The sequence below is a fragment of the Xanthomonas sp. BRIP62411 genome (assembly GCF_003993525.1).
In the GTDB taxonomy this organism is placed as follows: Bacteria; Pseudomonadota; Gammaproteobacteria; order Xanthomonadales; family Xanthomonadaceae; genus Xanthomonas; species Xanthomonas euroxanthea.
The window spans coordinates 1-20365 of record NZ_QEZI01000013.1 but is presented as its reverse complement, the minus strand read 5'-3'; the positions used below and the strand labels follow the sequence as shown (position 1 = coordinate 20365).

At 67.3% G+C, this 20365-nt stretch carries 14 protein-coding genes; 6 read left to right on the top strand and 8 right to left on the bottom strand.

The features are described from left to right. Position 1: 1 nt before the first annotated feature. Both EO139_RS11355 and EO139_RS11350 read right to left on the bottom strand, forming a co-directional pair. Entirely contained in the window at positions 2 to 1009 is a 1008-nt protein-coding gene (locus EO139_RS11355; RefSeq protein ID WP_126970680.1) for a hypothetical protein, read from the bottom strand. Between the two features lie 35 nt (positions 1010 to 1044). Further along, entirely contained in the window at positions 1045 to 2388 is a 1344-nt protein-coding gene (locus EO139_RS11350) for an AMP-binding protein (RefSeq protein ID WP_206515143.1), read from the bottom strand. Between the two features lie 357 nt (positions 2389 to 2745). Here EO139_RS11350 and EO139_RS11340 point away from each other — a divergent pair, with 357 nt between their 5' ends. From EO139_RS11340 to hemF, 4 genes are all read left to right on the top strand, one after another. Then, complete coding sequence (locus EO139_RS11340) at positions 2746 to 5106, top strand: S9 family peptidase (protein WP_164739827.1); 2361 nt, start codon at positions 2746 to 2748, stop codon at positions 5104 to 5106. 307 nt (positions 5107 to 5413) lie between these two features. Continuing rightward, on the top strand, positions 5414 to 6130 hold the full coding sequence (locus EO139_RS11335; RefSeq protein WP_126970802.1) for a hypothetical protein: 717 nt from the start codon (positions 5414 to 5416) through the stop codon (positions 6128 to 6130). Further along, positions 6127 to 6699, top strand: a complete 573-nt coding sequence (locus tag EO139_RS11330; protein ID WP_126942930.1) for a hypothetical protein — start codon at positions 6127 to 6129, stop codon at positions 6697 to 6699. Before EO139_RS11335 ends, EO139_RS11330 begins: the two co-directional genes overlap by 4 nt. 580 nt (positions 6700 to 7279) lie before the next feature. After that, on the top strand, positions 7280 to 8179 hold the full coding sequence (hemF, locus tag EO139_RS11320) for an oxygen-dependent coproporphyrinogen oxidase (RefSeq protein WP_126970672.1): 900 nt from the start codon (positions 7280 to 7282) through the stop codon (positions 8177 to 8179). A 424-nt stretch (positions 8180 to 8603) separates the two neighbouring features. Here hemF and polA read toward each other — a convergent pair whose 3' ends face one another. Beyond that, complete coding sequence (gene polA / locus EO139_RS11315) at positions 8604 to 11405, bottom strand: DNA polymerase I (RefSeq protein ID WP_126970670.1); 2802 nt, start codon at positions 11403 to 11405, stop codon at positions 8604 to 8606. Between the two features lie 77 nt (positions 11406 to 11482). On the opposite strand from polA, the gene EO139_RS11310 reads away from it, so the two are divergent. Beyond that, positions 11483 to 11764, top strand: coding sequence for a DUF2782 domain-containing protein (locus tag EO139_RS11310; RefSeq protein WP_104585172.1), 282 nt, complete (start codon positions 11483 to 11485; stop codon positions 11762 to 11764). Between the two features lie 619 nt (positions 11765 to 12383). Here EO139_RS11310 and EO139_RS11305 read toward each other — a convergent pair. Next, on the bottom strand, positions 12384 to 14912 hold the full coding sequence (locus EO139_RS11305) for a serine/threonine-protein kinase (protein WP_126970668.1): 2529 nt from the start codon (positions 14910 to 14912) through the stop codon (positions 12384 to 12386). Beyond that, the gene (gene ecfK / locus EO139_RS11300) at positions 14891 to 15430 is read right to left on the bottom strand and encodes an ECF-type sigma factor EcfK (protein ID WP_104650338.1); all 540 of its coding nucleotides are present in this window, start codon (positions 15428 to 15430) and stop codon (positions 14891 to 14893) included. Before ecfK ends, EO139_RS11305 begins: the two co-directional genes overlap by 22 nt. A gap of 352 nt (positions 15431 to 15782) precedes the next feature. Here ecfK and tagK point away from each other — a divergent pair, with 352 nt between their 5' ends. Next, positions 15783 to 16457, top strand: a complete 675-nt coding sequence (gene tagK, locus EO139_RS11295) for a transcriptional regulator TagK (RefSeq protein ID WP_126970666.1) — start codon at positions 15783 to 15785, stop codon at positions 16455 to 16457. Between the two features lie 161 nt (positions 16458 to 16618). On the opposite strand, the gene EO139_RS11290 is transcribed toward tagK, so the two are convergent. The 3 genes from EO139_RS11290 to uvrD form a co-directional block, all read right to left on the bottom strand. Next, the gene (locus EO139_RS11290; RefSeq protein ID WP_104585166.1) at positions 16619 to 17065 is read right to left on the bottom strand and encodes a universal stress protein; all 447 of its coding nucleotides are present in this window, start codon (positions 17063 to 17065) and stop codon (positions 16619 to 16621) included. 109 nt (positions 17066 to 17174) lie between these two features. Then, positions 17175 to 17756: a sugar O-acetyltransferase gene (locus EO139_RS11285; protein WP_126970664.1), complete on the bottom strand. Its 582-nt coding sequence runs from the start codon at positions 17754 to 17756 to the stop codon at positions 17175 to 17177. 177 nt (positions 17757 to 17933) lie between these two features. Continuing rightward, on the bottom strand, positions 17934 to 20120 hold the full coding sequence (gene uvrD, locus EO139_RS11280) for a DNA helicase II (protein WP_126970662.1): 2187 nt from the start codon (positions 20118 to 20120) through the stop codon (positions 17934 to 17936). Positions 20121 to 20365: the final 245 nt, after the last annotated feature.

Below are 20365 nucleotides of genomic sequence, written 5' to 3'. Positions count from 1 at the left end.
GTCATTGAGCGCATTGCGCTGGTTCGATATCGTCCACACCGCCTTCTTCGTTCACCGTCAACGCGGCTGACCCAGCCTTTGGCGTAGCAGACCACTGCCGCGCCCACGCATTGCCCAGCACATCAGCTCTTGCGAGATCGCTGGCTGTCGCGCGCTTCTGCAACCAGGCGATGTTGTCGTCTATCACCTCGCGCGAGCGCGGGCCGGCAGTTGCCGGCAGCTGCTGGCTGCCACGTCGATACAGCGCCAACGATCGGGCCAGATCCGTCTGGACCACCTGCGCCAGGAAAAGGCGCTCACCGGTATCGCGGCGAGGCGAATAAGCCGCCGCCAAGGCCAGGGAGGTTTGCAGGTCTCCGCGCGAGGCCGCCTGCAGCGCCATCGATTCCGCTTCTTTTCGATAGCGCTGCAGTTCCGGCAGAAGCTCCAGCATGTCGCGACGCCGAAACGCGTTGCCGACCGCGTAGTGCGCAAGCGCCCCCGGATTGCCACCAAGCGCACCTTGTCGCCACAACGCGACCCGCTCGGCCACGGAAACCTGCCGTACACCTTCGCAACGATCCGCAGCTTTGAGCAGTCCCGTCGCCATGCCATCCAGTATCTTGTCCCATGCAGCAAAGTCGGCGTTCGCATTGGGGGTGACGACCTTTCGCTCACGCGCACGCTGTGCGCGCCACACCAACTCGTCGTAAGTGGCGAGTTGCTGCTGGATCACATCGCAGCGATCAAGCTCGATAGCCAAGCGGCATGCGGCCGCTGGATCACCTTGCTCCGCGCGACGACTGAGGTCGTCGAAGACTTGGCGCAGCGGCGTGTCAGCTGGCGGTAGAGGCGCAGAAGCGACGACAGGCTTGGATTGTCCGGCCGGCATGACAACAGCAGTGGCCGCATGCACAGGATCCGCCTCAACTGCCTGATCCAGGCGATGCCATCGCAGCCACGCCAGGCACATCGCCACTACGACTGCCGCACTGATGAGTATTAATCTGCTTGCAGATCCCTTGCGCATGCGGCCACGCCTCCTTGGTGTCCGGCCAGTATCGCTCAGCCGTTGAGCAAACCCAGCACCACATCGCGTGGCAGCTTGCCGGTTTCGTTGCGTGGCAGTGCGGCGAGTTTGCGCAGGCGGCGCGGGAGGAACGCCGGGTCGACGCTGACGCGCAGGGCGTCGAGGATCTGCGCCTCGTCCAGAGTCGGGGCGACCACCAGTGCGGCGATGCGCCCGACCGCCTGGCCGGGGTCGGGTGCGAGTTGCACGATGACGCCATCGATCACGCCGGGGATGGCCAGCAGGCGACGGGTGAGATCGGCCAGCGAGGCGCGTTTGCCGGCGATTTCCAGCAGATCGGCCTGCCGGCCGCGCACCTGGAAACGGCCGTCGGCGGCCACGTCCATCATGTCGGCCAGCAGCACCGGCGTGGCTAGATGCGGCGCGTGCACCAAGGTGCCTGCCGCCTGCGTTTCCAGGCGGACGCCGGGCAGCGGTGTCCATGCCGCTTCCAGCGCGGTGCGGCGCACGGCGAACACGCAGGTTTCGGTCGAACCGAACATCTCGCGCACCTCGCCCCCAAAGCGCGCCTCGGCGGCAGCGGCCACGTCCTGCGCCAACGGCGCGGTGGCCGAGACGATGCCGACCAGCGGCGGCAACGCCACGCCCGATTCCACCAGCGCGCGCAGATGCACCGGCGTGGTCACCAGCACGCGCGGGGCGGGAACATCGGCCAGCGCGCGCGCCACATCGTCCGGGAAGAACGGGCGGCCCGCATGCACCGCAAGCGCGGTCACCATCGGCAGCAGGACCGACAATTCCATGCCGTACATGTGCTGCGGCGGCACCGTGGCGACCACGTGCGGCACCGCGTCTGTGTGCGCCCACAGGCTTTCCAGCGCGACCAGGTCCTGGCGCGTGCTGGTCAGGAAGCTGCCCCAGGTCTTGGGGTTGGGTTGCGGGCTGCCGGTGCTGCCGGAGGTAAAGCCGATGGCCACCAGGGCATCGTCGGCCAGTTGCGGGATTGGGCCCGCAGCCTGCGGCAACTCGGCCGGCAACTGCCAGTAGCGCGGCGGCGCCAGCTCCAGCGCCAGATCGCCTAGGCAGTACGCATCAGCATGCCGCGCCTGCACCTCGCCGACCACGGCCGGTGCGCGCGAGGACGGCAGCAGCGACACCTGGCCGCGCAGCGCGCAGGCATAGAACGCGACCATGAAGCGATAGCGGTCTTCGCACAGGTTCACCACGTGGCGACCGTCCGGCAGCTGCTGCGCCAGGCCGTGCACGTGCGCGATGAAGGTGGCCAGGTCGACCGACTGCCCCGCGCGCCAGGCCAGCGGCCGGCCGGGCGCGCCGACGGCCATCGGGTGGGAAACGGCAGGAACAGGCAGGCTGGACATGGGAACCGACAATCGCAAAAGCGCGCTAGCTTGGCCGCCACCTGCGCTGCTGGCAAGTCGGGAGGTTTCCAGCTACGCGGCGGTGGCGGCGGTTCAAAGCTGGCCGAAGGCGTACATGACCCAGACCCCACGTCGCTGCTGGAGCGGCGCGCGGCGTGGAGTGCATCGCGCCGATGCGCTGACGTCGGCCGACATGCGCGCACCGCACCTGGTCGCGTCCGCCAGTGGCGAATGCCTTGCCTCGTCGATGACGCACGCACCGCCCAACGTCCATGACCTGTGGCCCAAGCCTCCGATGGAAGCGAGCTGCTAGGCTTGTCCGCTCCTTGTTGCGTCCAGTCGTTACCGATGCCCAGATTGTTGCCGCTGTCCTTGTTGTCGCTGGCTGTCACCGCGCACGCGCAGTCCGCCACACCGCTCACCATCGAACAGGTGATGGCCGATCCGGACTGGATCGGGCCGTCGGTGGATCAGGCCTGGTGGCAGTGGGACGGCAAGCAGGTGCAATACCTGCTCAAGCGCGATGGCTCGCCGGTGCGCGACACCTACCGCCAGGGCGCCGGCGGCGGCACCGCCGAACGCGTGGCCGACAACGCCCGTGCCGGCCTGGATGCGGATAACCCGAGCTACGATGCGACCCGTCAGCGCATGCTGTTTGCGCGCAATGGCGACATCTTCCTGCGCGACCTGCGCTCCGGCGCGCTGACCCAGCTGACCCGCAGCAACGAGGTCGAATCGCGGCCGCAGTTCGCCAGCGATGGCGGTGCGATCTGGCGGGCGGGCAACAACTGGTACCACTGGCGCGCCGACGCCGGCACCGCGCAGGTTGCGGTAGTCAAGGCCGAGCGCGATCCCAACGCCGCGCCCAAGGCCGACGTGTTGCGCGAGCAGCAGCTGGCCACGCTGGCCACACTGCGTCGCGATCGTGAGCAGCGCGATGCCTTACGCGCGCAGGAAGACGCCTGGCGCCGCGCCGATGCCACCCGTGCGGCGGCACCGGTGTATCTGGGCGATGAGGTGGAGATCGTCGACAGCGCGTTGTCGCCGGACGGCCGCCATCTGCTGGTGGTCACCCAGGCCAAGGGCGCCGAAGAGGGCCAGGCCGGCAAGATGCCCAAGTACGTGACCGAATCCGGTTACGAGGAATTCCAGGAAGTGCGTACCCGCGTCGGTCGCAATGCACCGGTGGCGCATGCGCTGTGGCTGGTGGATGTCAGCGCCGGCACCGCCAGAGCGCTGTCGTTCGACACGCTGCCGGGCATTGCCACCGACCCGCTGGCCGCGCTGCGCAAGGCCGCCAGGAAAGATCCGCTCAAGGGCAACCGCGCCGTGCGTGTGGAAAGCGATGGCGACGGCAGCGGGCCGGCGGTGCATTGGAGCGATGACGGGCGCAATGTGGCGGTGGAGATTCGCGCGGTGGACAACAAGGACCGCTGGATCGCCAGCGTGGACCTGGCCAACGCCACCTTGCAGCCGCGGCATCGCCTGAGCGACAGCGCCTGGATCAACTGGGACTTCAACGATTTCGGCTGGCTGCCCGACAACCGCACGCTGTGGCTGCTGTCGGAAGAATCCGGCTATTCGCAGCTGTACACCGTGGAAGGCAACGGCAAGCCGCGCCAGCGCACGCGCGGCAAGTGGGAAGTGTCGATGCCGGTACCCAGCGCCGACGGCAGCAGCATGTTCTTTCTGTGCAATCAGACATGGCCGGGCGACTACGAGGTGTGCAAGCTGGATCTGCGCAGCGACCAGCTCACCGAAGTCACCGCCTTGAATGGCGTGGAAGGCTTCCGTCTGTCGCCGAACGGGCAGCAATTGCTGGTGCGCTATTCCGGCAGCTACCTGCCACCGCAGCTGGCCGTGGTGCCGGCCGCAGGCGGCCAGGCCACGCTGCTGACCGACACCCGCACCCCCGCCTTCAAGGCGCAGCCGTGGATCGCACCGCAGTACGTGCAGGTGCCGTCCCGGCATGGCGCCGGCACGGTCTGGGGCAAGTACTACGGGCCGCAGAACCCCGAGCCCGGCAAGCAGTATCCGATCGTGATGTTCGTGCATGGCGCCGGCTACCTGCAGAACGTCTCGCAGCGCTACACGCCGTATTTCCGCGAGCAGATGTTCCATAACCTGCTGGTGCAGCAGGGCTACATCGTGCTGGACCTGGACTACCGCGCCTCGGAAGGCTACGGCCGCGACTGGCGCACCGCGATCTACCGCAACATGGGCCATCCGGAGCTGGAAGACTACCTGGACGGGCTGGAGTGGCTGGTGACGCAGAAGCAGGGCGACCGTGCGCGCTCCGGCATCTACGGCGGCTCGTACGGCGGCTTCATGACCTACATGGCGCTGTTCCGCAGCCCCGGCACGTTCAAGGCCGGCGCGGCGCTGCGTCCGGTGGGCGACTGGATGCAGTACAACCACGAGTACACCTCCAACATCCTCAACACGCCCGAGCTCGACCCCGACGCGTACAAGACCTCATCGCCGATCAACTACGCGGACGGGTTGCGCGACCATCTGCTGATCGCGCACGGCATGATCGACGACAACGTGTTCTTCAAGGACTCGGTCGACATGACCCAGAAGTTGATGGAGCTGCACAAGGACAACTGGCAGGTGGCGCCGTATCCGCTGGAACGCCACAGCTTTACCCGCGCCGATTCGTGGCTGGACGAATACAAGCGCATCCTCAAGCTGTTCAATGAGCAGGTGAAGCCGTAAGCCATGGCGCTGCGACCGGGCGATGGGTGGTACATCGTCCGGCCGATGGCATGTCGCAGCGGCAGCATCCGCATCCTGCAGCAAGCTGCAGGCCAGCCACGTCGCACGCGTGATGCGCCACTGCGTTACGCATGCCACGCGACACCATGTCGGTACTCACCTCCACGTACGCAACTAGCTCTAAGCTTGGTGCAGGATCGGCAGATCGCTGGCGCATTGCGCTCCCCTCTGCCGGCCCGCCGCCCGACCGGAGCGCCGCCGGCACCGCAGCGGTCTCCACTTCCGCGGCGTGCAGAAGGTAATCGCGATGGGCCTGTGGGACCGTTTGTTTGGACGCAAGACCCCGGTGGCCACGACGCCCCGAACCGAACCCACCGCAGCGCCGGCGGCTGCAGCCGATGACACCGCGACCGACGTCGAGATCGACCCGGCACTGCAGCCCGCACTGACCCTGTTCCAGCGCGGCGATCAGCTGGGCGCCTACAACGCTGCGCAGGCGCAGCTGCACCTGGGTGCCGACGCGCAACGCCTGTGCGCACTTGCGCTGAGTGCGCTGGACCGCTATCACGAGGCGTATCCGCACTGGCTGGCGCTGTACGAGCTCGAACCCACCGCACACAACGCACTGCAGTTGGCGACCACCTCGGTGATGTGCAACGAGATCGATCGTGGCGAGCAGTGGTTGCTGACCTTCGATGATTTGAACGCGCAGGAGCGTTCCACCTCGCCGGCCACCGCACGCACCAGTTTCCTCACCGCGCTGACCCGCGCCGGTCACGGCGCACACGCTTTGCCGCATCTGGAGTGGTTGCGTGAGGCCTACGCCGGAATGTCGATCACCGACAGCCACTTCCTCTACGTGCGCGGGCTGCCCTTCCTCGACGCCTTCCTGGAGCGCAGCACACCGTTGTTGCGCCAGTGCCTGCCGGCCGACGCGCTGCCGGGCTGGTACGCGCAACTGCAGCCAGCGCTGGATCCTCCGGGCCAGGCTGCCGTGGCCGCCCATATCGCCTCGCTGCAATGAGCACGCCGGCACCAGCCTCCCGACCACGCGGCGGCTTCGTCACGCCGCTGGCGTGGGTGTCCTTGTTGCTGGGCGTCGTCAGTGCGATGTCCAACCTGTTGCAGATCGTGATGATCGCGCTGATGCCCGACGCGGCGACGCTGGGCCTGCCCGAAGGGATCACCCTGCCCGCCTCGTTGCAGTGGCTGATCGATCATGCCGTGTCATTGTCGGTCGTAGGCGTGGTGCTGTCGGTCGCCTTCGCATGGTTGAGCTGGGCCTTGCTGCAGCGACGCGAGTGGGCGCGGGTCGGGTTCGTAGTGGTGTTGCTGGTGACCGGGCTGCTCAATGTCGGCGGCCTGGCATTGATCGGGCCGGTGTTCGAGGGCGTGCAGGCGATGCTGCCGGCCGACGTCCTGCACAGCCCCGAGTGGCCGGAGCTGCAGGCACGCCTGCAGGCAACACGCCAGGCGGCGCTGCTGCTGACGGGCCTGGGCGTGCTGGCGATCGGCTGTCTCCACGCGGCGCTGGCATGGCGGTTGTGCACGCCTGCGGTGCGCGCCGAATTTACGGCCTCGCGCAAGGCATGATCGCTGGTTGAAGTTGGCCTGCGTCCCCAGCCATGCACACCGACCATCCCCGATGGTCCGTGCACGCCGCAGCGGGACCTTGGCCAACCGCCACCCCGCTTCCGTTCTTGCCCATACACACCGACCATCCCGACTGGTCCTTGCCCGCCCGCCGCCGCGGGACCTTGGCCCGACCGCCACCCCCGCTTCTGCTCTTTCCATGTACACCGGCCATCTCGACTGGTCCTTGCCCGCCTACCGTCGCGGGACCTTACGCGGCATGGATGCCGCGTAAGAGCCTACATGGACGTACTTGCGGCGTGTCCTGCGATGGTGGGCGGGCAAGGGCCCTGCAGCAAACCAGCAGATCAACGCCCTGCTTCTGCTTTTGCTTTTGCTTTTGCTTTTGCTCGTGCTTCTGCCTCGCCCACACCGCCCAGTCCGAGCGGGAAACGCCAGGCGTGAAGCCTGGTGTGAGACGAGGCAGCAAAGCCTGGCTGCTCATGCGCCCGATCCCCACACGACGCAGCGCCTCGCCCTGCGACAAACGGGCGCGTTTGCCCGACTGCAAGAAGCGCGACGCAGCGCTTAGAATCGTGACATGAACGAATTCGACCGTGTACGCGATTATTTGACCGGCCTGCAGGATCGTATCTGCGCTGCCGTGGAAGCCATCGATGGCAGCGCGCGTTTTGCCGAAGACCTATGGCAACGCGAGGAAGGCGGTGGCGGACGCACCCGCATCCTGCGCAATGGCGCGGTGTTCGAGCAGGCCGGCATCGGGTTTTCCGATGTGTCCGGCTCGCGCCTGCCGCCGTCAGCCAGTGCGCATCGGCCCGAGCTGGCCGGGGCGACGTGGCGCGCCTGCGGCGTGTCGCTGGTGTTCCATCCGCACAATCCGCATGTTCCCACCACCCACGCCAACGTGCGCTACTTCCGCGCCGAGCGCGATGGCGAAGTGGTGGCGGCCTGGTTCGGTGGCGGCTTCGACCTGACCCCGTTCTATCCGGTCGACGAGGACGTGCTGCACTGGCACCGCACCGCGCAGGCGCTGTGCGCGCCGTTCGGCGAGGAACGCTATGCCGCGCACAAGCGCTGGTGCGACGAGTACTTCTTCCTGCGTCACCGCAACGAGACCCGTGGCGTGGGCGGGCTGTTCTTCGACGACCTGGGTCAGGATTTCGAACGCGACTTCGCCTACCAGCGCGCGGTCGGCGACGGCTTTCTGGATGCCTACCTGCCGATCGTCACGCGCCGCAAGGACACGCCCTACGGCGAACGCGAACGCGAGTTCCAGCTCTACCGCCGTGGCCGCTACGTGGAGTTCAACCTGGTCTACGACCGCGGCACGCTGTTCGGCCTGCAAAGTGGCGGGCGTGCCGAAAGCATCCTGATGAGCCTGCCGCCACAGGTGCGCTGGGAATATGGCTTCACGCCGGAACCGGGTAGCGCCGAGGCGCGGCTGATGGACTATCTGGTACCGCGCGACTGGCTGGGCTGAATCCAGATAAAGAACACGGTACTGATGAAACGCTGTGTTGATTAATTGAATTAATTCAGCCCATTTAAATTTGTGATTACCAACGGTACCGGTGAATGCGCAATGCGCTGAACCGGTTATGTTGCGTAGCAAAATAATTCGACGCCGAAAATAAAAAGCCCCGCAGACCAGGGGGAGGTCGGCGGGGCCAGGGAACGGAAACTTGGGGAGTAGTTTCCGTTCCGAGATCTGCTCCAGGGGATGGGAGAGATCTGACGACAGGCGTTGCGCCCGTCGAGGGATATAACACCATTTTCTACATTGATGGATCGTGAAGATACCTGTTAAAAAAATGTAGAATTTAGCGGTTATTCATTCCATCGGCGCAGGTCCGAGACGCATTATGTCTGGTCTGCGCGTTCAGCATATCTGCGCCACTCCTGCATCAATGCGCCTCATCCCAGTTGTCGCCAACCCCCGAGTCAACCACGAGCGGCACGCGTAATTCAGCAGCAGCCGACATACGCGCGGTCACTTCGCTCAGCAGCGTGTCGACGAAATCGGTCTCGGCTTCGAACACCAGTTCGTCGTGCACCTGCAGGATCATCAGCGCGCGCTGCGCGTGCTCGGCGATCCACCCGTCCACGCTGACCATGGCGCGCTTGATGATGTCGGCGGCGGTGCCCTGCATCGGCGCATTGATGGCGGCGCGCTCGGCGCCGGCACGCTGGCCCTGGCTGCCGGCGTTGATGAAATCCAGATACAGCCGGCGGCCGAACACCGTCTCCACGTAGCCCTTGTCGCGCGCCTGCTGGCGGGTGGTCTCCATGAAGTCGCGTACGCCGGGGTAACGGCTGAAGTACAGCGCGATGTAGTCCTGCGCCTCGCCTCGGCCGATGCCGAGCTGGCGGGCCAGGCCGAAGGCGCTCATGCCGTACATCAGGCCGAAGTTGATCGCCTTGGCGGCGCGGCGCTCATCATTGCTGACGGTGTCGATGGTGCGGCCGAACACCTCGGCGGCGGTGGCGCGGTGCACGTCGGCACCGGACTCGAACGCGCCCACCAGCCCGGGGTCGCCGGACAGGTGGGCCATGATGCGCAGCTCGATCTGCGAGTAGTCGCAGGCGATCAGCTTGCGCCCGGCCGGGGCGACAAAGGCGCGGCGGATGCGGCGGCCGTCCTCGGTGCGGATCGGGATGTTCTGCAGGTTCGGATCGGACGAGGACAGCCGCCCGGTGGCCGCACCGGCCTGGTGGTAGCTGGTGTGCACGCGCCCGGACTGCGGGTGGATCATCTCCGGCAGCTTGTCGGTGTAGGTGCTGCGCAGCTTGGTCAGGCCGCGGTATTCCAGGATCACCCGCGGCAGCTCGTGCTGGTCGGCGATGGCCTCCAGCGCCTCTTCGTTGGTCGAGGGCTGGCCCTTGGGCGTCTTGACCACCGCGGGGAGCTTGAGCTCGTCGAACAGCAGTGCCTGCAGCTGCTTGGGCGAATCCAGGTTGAAGCTGCGCCCGGCCAGCTCGGTGGCTTTCTGCTGGGCGGCGAGCATGCGCTTGGACAGGTCCGCGCTCTGGCGGCGCAGTGCGGCCGCGTCCACGCACACGCCGTTGGCCTCGATGCGTGCAAGAACCTCCACCAGCGGCATCTCGATGTCGCGGTAGACCTGCTCCAGGCCGGGTTCTGCGGCCAGCTTGGGGCCGAGCACCTGGTGCAGGCGCAGGGTGATGTCGGCGTCTTCGGCGGCGTAGCGGGTGGCGTCCTCCAGGCTGATCTGGGCGAACGGGATCTGCTTGGCGCCCTTGCCGCAGACGTCCTCGTACTTGACCGTGTCATAGCCCAGGTAGCGCTTGGCCAGGCTGTCCATGTCGTGGCGGGCGCTGCCGGAATTGAGCACGAAGCTTTCCAGCAGGGTGTCGTCGCTATAGCCGGCCAGGGCGATGCCGTGGCGGCGCATCACGTGCAGGTCGTACTTGCCGTGCTGGCCGAGCTTGCGTACCGCAGGGTCGGTGAGCAGCGGCGCCAGCTGCGCCAGCGCCTGGGCGCGGTCGAGCTGGGCCGGGGCGCCGGGAAAGTTGTGGCCGAACGGCAGATACGCCGCCTGGCCGGGCTCGGCGGCCACGCTCAGGCCGATCAGGTCGGCCTGCAGCGGATCCAGGCTGTCGGTTTCGGTATCGAAGGCGAACTGGCCGGCGGCGCGCAGGCGCGCGATCCAGCCGTCGAGCTGTTCCTGGGTCAGGATGGTCTCGTACTGGCCGGGTGCCGACAGTGCCGGGTCCACCTCCACCGGGGCGCTGACCGGGCCGGACACGAAACCGGTGCCGCGGGCGCGGCCGGGTTCGGTGCGGGCGCTGGCGGCGGCGGCGCCGAGCGCCATCGGCTCGGTCGGCAGGCCGGCCTGGGCAGCGGCGCCGCCGAGTTCGCGCAGCGCCTGGGTGAAGCCGTAGCGGGCGTACAGCACCGCCAGCGTCTCGGCGTTGGGCTCGCGCAGGTCCAGCGCGCGCGGGCCACTGGCCAGCGTCACGTCGGTCTTGATGGTGACCAGCTCACGGTTGAGCGGCAGCCGTGGCAACGCGGCGCGCAGGTTCTCGCCGATCTTGCCCTTGATCCTGTCGGCGTTGGCGATCACGCCATCGAGCGACTCGTATTCGGCCAGCCATTTGGCGGCGGTCTTGGGGCCGCACTTTTCCACGCCGGGCACGTTGTCGACGGTGTCGCCCATCAGCGCCAGCAGGTCGACGATCTGGTCGGGGCGCACGCCGAACTTGGCGATCACCGCCTCCTCCGAATCCATGCGGCTGCCGCTCATGGTGTTGACCAGCTCGATGCCGGGACGCACCAGCTGGGCAAAGTCCTTGTCGCCGGTGGAGATGGTCACGCTCAGGCCATCGGCGGCGGCCTGCAGGGCCAGGGTGCCGATCACATCGTCGGCTTCCACGCCATCGATGCGCAGGATGTCGATGCCCAGCGCATGCACGATGTCGCACATCGGCTGCACCTGCGCGCGCAGGTCGTCGGGCATCGACGGGCGATTGGCCTTGTAGTCGGCATACAAGTCATCACGGAAGGTCTTGCCCGGTGCATCCACCACGAACGCGACATAGGCCGGGCGCTCCTTCAAGGTGGCGCGCAGCATGTTGACCACGCCGAACAAGGCACCGGTGGGCTCGCCCTGGGCATTGGTCAGCGGCGGAAGCGCGTGGAACGCGCGGTACAGGTAACTGGACCCGTCGATCAGGACTAATCTGCTCATGCGCCAATTCTACGCTGCACGCCCACGCTACACCTTGCCAGCGCATACTGGCCGACGACCTAGAACGGATGACGACAATGATCAGAGCGAGTCTTTTGCTGCTGCCGTTACTGCTGCTCGGCGGCTGCGCCACCAGCGGTGCGGTCGGCGATGTGCCGGCCGGCGCGGATGTGACCAGCAAGACCATGGGCAACGGCGACAAGGTCGACGAGTACCGCGTCAACGGCCAGCTGGAAATGGTGCGGGTGACGCCTGCACGCGGGGCGCCCTACTTCCTGTACGACCGCGATCACGACGGGCATACCGATGCCGAGAGGGACAAGGTCAACAAGGTGTATTGGAAGCTGTATAGCTGGTGATTCGGGATTCGGGATCGAATCGGGAATCGGGAATCGGGAATCGGGAATCGTAGGCTGTCGGTCCATTGGCTCTTCAGTCGCTGGTACCGGTGACGGCACCTTGCGGCGTTGCGGCAGCGAATTGGTGCGCGGGTCGGTGCGGGTCAGGCCCGGGGCGGGTGCCACTGGTGGACAGATCTGCAAACCCCACGCTGTGGCCGGCCGGGCGCTGCCCGCCGACGGCAACGGCGGGGGCCGGCACGGTGAGCCGGAGGCGTGGCTGGATCGAGTAGGCCGGCAGCGGCACTGGTGGCGTTGATGGAGGTAGCGGCGCGCCGACTGCGGTGACGATCCGGATGCCGGCTGATGCGATGGGCACGCCGGCCACGCTGCCAGACGGGGGCCGAGGTGCATCGCATCGCCAGGCCGACGATGCGCGTCGTGGGCAGGCCGCCGATCAGCATGGTCAGTGCCTTGGGCCTCAGGCCCGACCCCCGACACGCCGACAGGCGGTGCCTCGCCGGCGATCATCGGGCACGCGTCCAGGCCTGTCAGGCCCACGAGCGGCGGGGCCACGCTTCAACCTTTGCAATGGCAGCCACGCTCGGCCGGTGGCACCCGGCCAACCCGACACGGGCTCTCAGCGCTGCGCAACCGCGGCCGTGTTCGGTGCGCTGGCAGTGGCAGGAGGCGCACTGGCCGGGGTGACCTGCGCCAAGGTCAGGCGTGCGGCACGCAACGGCTCCTCGGCATCACCGTAGATGCCGGTCAGGATCTGCAAGGCCTGCTGTGCGTGAGCGCGTGCGGCAGCCCGCTGGCCGAGCCTGCGCTCGGCCTCGGACATGCCGCGCAGGATCTCGGCGGTCTGTGGATGCCCCCGGCCCAACACACGCAGGGACGAGGCCAGCAATGCGCGTTGTTCGGCCAATGCGGCATCCACCTGCCCGGCATCCAGCAGCCAGAGGGCATGGTTGCTGCGGGAGGTGATGGTGGCTTGCGCATCGTCGCCGAACACGGTGCGCGCACGCTCCATCGCGGCACGGTAATGCGGGCCGGCCTCGGCCAGCTTGCCCTGCTGACGCAATGCATGGGCCAGGTTGCCTTCCACCATCAAGGTATCGGCGGCGTTATCGCCATAGAGCTTGCGGGTGACGCGCAGCAGCGCGGCCAGTTCGGTTTCGGCTGCGGCAAAATCGCGCTGCATCAGCAAGAACATGGCCAGGCTGTTGCGCATCGGCACGACCAGCGGGTGGTCGGGACCATGTGCGGCAACCCGCTCGCGCAGCAGGCTGCGCTGCAATGCAATCGCCGGGGTCAGTTGCCCGACGTCGGCCAGAATGCCGGCATAGACATTGCCCGCGTCGATGCGTTGGTCGGCTGTGGTGGACGTGTTGGCCACGGCAGCGACATAGGCGTGTCGGGCCTCCATCAGTGCATCGCGCATGCGACCCTGGCCGCGCAGCGTCCACGCCAGCCACGCACGCATTTCATTGCCCAGCGCCTGCTGCCTCGCGTTGCCGTGCGCTGCCTGCGCCATGCCTTGGCGTAGCGCCTGTTCGGCCTCGCCCGCCTTGCCGGCGCCAGTCAGCGCCTGGCCGAGCATCGACGCTGCCTGCAATGCCTGCAGGCTGGCAGCGCCCTTGCTGCGCTGCGCCAGTGCATGCGCAGTCCGCAGATGCGCCGCCGCCTGCGGATAGTCGGCAAGCGCGATCAGCGTGCGGCCCAGCGTCAGCTCCACCTGGAGACGCGCGTCCGGCTGGTCGGCCAGCTCGCGCGCGGCACGCTGCGACGCCTGCTGCAACACGCGCAGCATCAGCGTCTTGTCCAGACCCTGCGCAATGCCCGGATCCACGCTGGACAATACCGAACTCATGAAATCGCCGGTGACCTGCGCGCGTTGCGCATCGCGCGCAGCATGTTGCAGCGACCACAACGTTGCGCCCAGGCCGGCAATCAGCGCAGTGGACACCAGGGCGGCAGCCAACACGCCACTGCGGTGGCGCTGGGCAAACTTGCGCACGCGCAACCAATGGCCGGCCTGCAGGGCGCGTGGCGGATACCCGTCGAGCCAGCGATGCAGATCGTCCATCAAGGCCGACACCGATGCATAGCGTGCAACAGGCTCCGGCGCCAACGCGCACAACACGATCGCATCCAGGCCATCGCGTAGTTGCTGCTGCAGTCGCGGATGCGTGGTCGCGCGTGCCGCGCAGATCCGCGCACGCGCGTCGGCCGGTACCGCCGCCACGCGTTGCGATGGTGGCTGCGGCAACCCATCGCGCCCGGCCACCGGCGCCAGCCCGCAGCTCAACTCATAGAACATCGCGCCCAGTGCATAGATGTCGCTACGTGCATCCACGTCCTGCGCGCCGCGCGCCTGTTCCGGACTCATGTAGCCGGGCGTGCCGCGCCCCTGCGCGAAGCGCATGGCCGGGTTGGCCGCATCGATCGCGATGCCGAAGTCGATCACGCCCGGCATCGGCCGCCCGTCGACGTCGCTGACCAAGACGTTGCCGGGCTTGAGGTCGCGATGGATCACGCCTTTCTGGTGCGCATGCTGCACCGCTTCGCTGACCCGCAGCATCAGCAGCACACGCGCCTGCAGTGACAGCAGATGCGCATCGCACCACCAGGTGATCGGCTCGCCGCGCAGGTATTCCATCACCAGGTATGGGCGGCCGTGCGCGTCGGTGCCCACGTCGTGGATCTGCGCGATCGCCGGGTGCACCATCTGCGCCAGCAAGCGACATTCAAACTCGAACAACGCGCGGCCCTGCACATCCAGCGCGTCGGCGGCGACCAGCTTGATCGCCACCTCGCGCTCGTACGCACCGTCGGCGCGATGGCCCAGATATACCTGGCCCATGCCACCGGCACCGATCAGACGGTCGATCGCCCATGCACCGAAGCGGGTACCGGCCGGCAGTTCCGGCAATGGCGCGCGCAATGCCGCCACGGCCTGTTTCAACGGTGCGCGTACGCGTAGCGTGGCCTGCGATTCCACTGCCAGCATCGCCAGCAATGTATCGCGCAGCCCCACGTCCTCGCCGGCCTGCGCGCGCGCAAACGCCTGGCGCGCTTCCACCGGCAGCTGGCAGGCCTGATGGAACAAGGCTTCCAATCGCTGCCAGGAGGTGGCGGCACTGCTCATAGCTGCGCCGCCAGCCACACCCGCGCAAAGCGCAGATCGCGCTCCAGCGTCGGCACCGACACCTCCAGTTGCGCGGCCGCCTCGGCCACGCTGAAACCCACCAGTTCGGTCAGCGCGAATGCCTTGGCCTTGCGCTCATCCACGCGCGCCAGCTTGTCGAAGGCGTCGGCCACCATCAGCAATGCCTCCGGCCGCGGCGCGCCATCGGACAGGCTGATCGTCAACGTTACCGCCTGCCCGAGCCGCTTGGCGCTGGCCTGCCGCCGCGCCAGATCCACCAACAGATGGCGCATCTGCAGCGCGGCGACCGAATAGAAATGCGCGCGCGACTGAAACCCCTGCTGGCCCTGCTCCAGCCGCATCCACGCCTCATGCACCAGCTCGGTCGCCTGCAAGCCCGCGCGTGCATCGCGCCGCAGCGCCCGCAACGCGGTCTCGCGCAGCGCCGTGTACACCTGCCGCGCCAATGCATCGCCCGCGCCGGGTTCGTCGCGCTGCCAGGCCTGCAACAACTCGGTGATCGGCAGCTCGGACATCGGGCCATCTCGCCTGCGTGAGAACCCAGTATCCCGCATTGGCGATCGGGTGGGCGTTTCAAAACCAAACGGTTTAGCTCGCTCGATCAGCCGGGGCTTGGTACCCAAGCATCCCGCGCAACGGTCTGCCTGCCATGCTGCATTTTCTCCAGCCAGCGCCTTCCCAACCCTGACCTCGATGCGATGCCGTTGCGATTGGCTTTGCGTTGGCCGCCACCCAAGGCACAGGCAGCGTCCATGCAGCTTTCCAGCGCCGCGGTGCATCGAGGAAGGGGCCGGCCGGTTGGCCTGGATCGGCGTCGATCACACCGACGCGTGACGCAGCGCCGGGTTCACGAAACGCGGTGATGGCCTGGCGCCGCTTTTCTCGGTTGGTCAGATGACAGGCCCCGGGGAGCGGGCCGCAGGTAGCACCCGCATGAGCAACACCGGCTATGACAGTGCCATCGTCCCGCAGGCCTCCGCATCGGTGGAGGCGCACGCGCCGCTGATGAGCGAGCTGCTGGCCTATATCGAGCAGCATATCGGCGAAGCCGAGCTCGGTACCGAGTCCCTGCAGCAGGCGTTCGCGGTGTCGCGTGCGTCGTTGTACCGGCTGTTCCAGTCGCGTGGCGGGGTGGCCCGCCATATCCGCGAGCGGCGCCTGTGCACCGCGCACCGCTATCTGCAGGCCTACCCGGAGTGCAGCCTGACCTGGTTGCTGTACGAAGTAGGCTTTGCATCGGAGCGCCAGTTCCAACGCTGTTTCCAGCAGCGTTTCGGCATGCCGCCGGTGCAGTGGCGCCGCCAGTGCCGTGCCGCGCGGCCGACGCATGCGCCACGCCGCGGGCACGCCATGCCGCTATGGCGCTTCATGCGCGAGCTGAGCCCGCACCCGCTCCGGGAAGACGCGCCGGTGCGTACCGGCATGCCGCCGGTGCGCTCCGCAGCCTTGCTGGATCGCGACCTGCTGCATCCCGAAGCGCTACGGCGTCTTGCACACGCCACACGCCTTGCTGCAGCTCGGCCGGAGCCGATGGAACGCTGATCCAATCGGCGTAGGAGCGGTGCCTACGCGCGATGGGATGTTGCCGGTAACGCTTCGTCGCGCTCGGGCGCGCTCCTACGAAAAGACGTGCTGCCAAGAGGATGTGCGATTTGAGCGCGCGATGCGCTGCAGGTCGTCCTGCGCAGCAAGACGTCCGGCGATCAGCGGATCACCAGCACCGGAATCGAACTGTGCGTGAGCACTTCCACCGTCTGGCTGCCGAGCAGCACGCGGCGCATGCCGCGGCGGCCGTGCGAGGTCATGATGATCAGATCGCTGTTGCACTCCTTGGCGGTCTGCACGATGCCTTCGGCGGCGAAGCGGTCCAGCACGTGGCGCGAGGTGGCCTTGATATTGGCCGCGGCTGCCAGCTCCAGCGCGGGGCGCAGGATCTTCTCTGCGGCAGCTTCGCGTTCCTTGCGGTACTCCGGACTTGCCTCGTAGCCCACGCTCCAGCCCATCGCGTCGTACATGCCCATCGCCCACGGCTCGGACACGGTGACGATATCCACCTTGGCACCGGTGGCCTTGGCCAACTCCAGGCCTTGGAACAACCCGCGATGCGACAACTCGGACGCATCGATGGCGATCAGGATACGTTTGTACATGGTGACCTCCTTGGATGACCGGCCTGGCTGCCGGTGGAATCAGCCTGACAGTCCGCTGCGGCACACGCCTTGATCCGCATCAATGCCGCCACGCGGGTTGCTGCAATATTCAATCGGTTGGCGCCGCATCGGCAGCGTCGCGACGTGCGCGTACGCGCGCCGGATTGCCCAGCGCGGTCGCGCCGGCCGGCACATCGCGGGTGACCACTGCGCCGGCGCCGATCACCGCATCATCGCCGATGCACACGCCCGGCAGGATGATCGCACCGCCACCGATCCACACGTTGCGCCCGATGCGGATCGGTCGCCCGAACTCCAGCCCGCTGGCGCGTCCTGCCGCGTCGCGCGGATGGTCGGCGGCATAGAACTGCACCGCCGGGCCCACCTGCGTGCCCTCGCCGATGCTGACCTCGCAGACATCCAGGATCACGCAGTTGAAGTTGAGGAACACGCCGGCGCCCAGGCGGATGTTGTAGCCGTAGTCGCAATGAAACGGCGGGCGGATCACCGCGCCTGCACCCACCTCGGCCAAGCGCTCGACCAGCAGCGCGTGCCGGTGGGCAGGCGGCTGCGCGGCGCTGGCGTTGTAGCGCGCCATCCAGTCGGCCGCGGCCGCCTGGTCGGCCTGCAGTTGGTCATCGGCAGCGTTGTAGAGCTCGCCTGCCAGCATCTTGTGTTTTTCGGTGCGCATCGGGCCGTGGGTCTGTCTGCGTTCGATTCGAACGCAAGGGTGTCACGGATGCCGCGGTGAATGCATCGGGCGATGCACCAATGCTGCCGGCAGTGCCGATGACACTGTCCGGCCAGATCAGGACGCGGCTGCCGCCTACCGAACACACCCCGCGATGCAGGCGATTGCTCGCCCCGCCTACACCACCGTCAGATTCGCGTAGGCCATTACCAGCCACTTGGCGCCGACGTCGTCGAACTGCACCTGCACGCGCGCATGCCCACCGGCGCCTTCATAGTCCACGACCACGCCGCCGCCGAACTTGGGGTGTTGGACATTGGCACCGAGCTTGATCGGTGCGGCTTCGACCACGCCGTGTACCGGCCCGCCGCGCGTCGCGCCCAGCGACGCGGTGCGTGAGACCTGCACTTTCGGGCGTACCTCGTGCAGCAACTCGCGCGGGATTTCGCGCAGGAAGCGCGAGGGCACGTTGTAGTTGTCCTGGCCGTGGATGCGCCGCGATTCGGCGTAGCACAACACCAGCTTCTGGCGCGCACGGGTGATGCCCACATAGGCCAGGCGCCGCTCTTCTTCCAGCCGGCCGCTTTCTTCCAGCGAGCGTGCGCTGGGGAACAGGCCATCTTCCAGGCCGACCAGGAACACGATGGGGAATTCCAGGCCCTTGGCCGAATGCAGCGTCATCAGCTGCACGCCTTCTTCGCCGGCCTGCGCCTGGCCTTCACCGGCTTCCAGCGAGGCATAGGCCAGGAAGGCCACCAGCTCGGTCATGCCCTGGCTGTCTTCATCGTCCGGGCGGGTGAAGCGCGAGGCCACCGACACCAGTTCGTCCAGGTTCTCGGTGCGCGATTCCGAATCCAGCCCGCTGCGGCTTTCCTTGGCCCAATGCTCGCGCAGGCCCGAGCGCATCAGCACATGGTCGATACGTTCGGCCAGTTCCATGTCGCCGGTTTCGGCATGCAGCTGGCCGACCAGGCTCAGGAACGTGGCCAGCGCATTGCGGGCGCGCGCGGCCAGGGTGTTTTCCTGCGTGCACAACATCGCCGCTTCCCACAGCGACAACGCATTGGCGCGTGCCAGGCGGCGCACTTCATCCAGCGTGCGATCACCAATGCCGCGCGTGGGCGTGTTGACCGCGCGCTCGAACGCGGCATCGTCGCTGCGGTTGGTAAGCAGGCGCAGGTACGCCAACGCATCCTTGATTTCGGCGCGCTCGAAAAAGCGCATGCCGCCGTACACGCGGTACGGCAGCTGCTCGGAAATCAGCGCTTCTTCCAGCGCGCGCGACTGCGCGTTGCTGCGATACAGCACCGCCACTTCGCCGTAGCTGCCGCCGTCGCGCACCCACTGCCGGGCGCGCTCGACCACATAGCGCGCCTCGTCGACCTCGTTGTAGGCCGCATACAGGTCGATCGGATCGCCGTCGCCGGAGTCGGTCCACAGCTGCTTGCCGATGCGGTCCGGGTTGTGCGCGATCACCGCATTGGCCGCGCCCAGGATATTGGCGCTGGAACGGTAGTTCTGCTCCAGCCGCACGGTCTGCGCGCCGGGAAAATCCTTCAGGAAGCGCTGGACGTTCTCGACCTTGGCGCCGCGCCAGCCGTAGATGGCCTGGTCGTCGTCGCCGACCACGAACACATGCCCGGTCTCGCCGGCCAGCACGCGCACGAAGGCATACTGGATGGCGTTGGTGTCCTGGAACTCGTCGACCAGGATCTCGCGGAAGCGCGCACGGTAATGCGCCAGCAAGACCGGGGTGTCGCGCAGCAGTTCATGCGCGCGCAGCAGCAACTCGGCAAAATCCAGCAGGCCGGAGCGGTCGCAACGCTCCTGGTAGGCGGCGTAGACCTGCCGGCGCACCTCGGTCCAGTCGTCGTTGGGCTCGGGTTGGATATGCTGCGGACGGCGGCCTTCGTCCTTCTGCTCGTTGATCCACCAGCTCATCTGCTTGGGCGGATACTTGCCCTCGTCCAGCTCCAGCGCCTGCACCACGCGCTTGACCAGCCGCAGCTGGTCGTCGCTGTCCATGACCTGGAAGCCTTCCGGCAGCCGCGCATCCTGCCAGTGCAGGCGCAGCAACCGATGCGCCAGCCCGTGGAAGGTGCCGATCCACATCCCGCGGCTGCCGTTGCGCAGCTGCAGGTCGGTGCGGTGGCGCATTTCGCCGGCGGCCTTGTTGGTGAAGGTCACCGCGAAGATGCCGTGGTTGGGCACGCCCTGGACTTCGTTGAGCCAGGCGATGCGATGGATCAGCACGCGCGTCTTGCCGGAGCCGGCGCCGGCCAGCACCAGGTAATGCCCCGGCGGCGCGGAAACGGCCTCGCGCTGGGCGGGGTTTAAATGATCGAGCAAATGAGAGACATCCACCGCCGCATTTTACCGGTTGTGGCGTCGCTGCGGCTGAGATTGCGATGAAGCGGTTGGGAATGCGGCGCTGCGCCCTGCCCTCATCCGCCCTGCGGGGCATCTTCTCCAATGGGAGAAGGACGTAAGGCCCCTCTCCCGGTAGGCGAAGAGGCGCCGCTTGCACGCCATTGGCGCGCGTGTCCTGGATCGCCCGCGTCGCAAGACGTGGGCCGCGCCCGAACCCGGGCCCGGGCGCGGAGCACGTC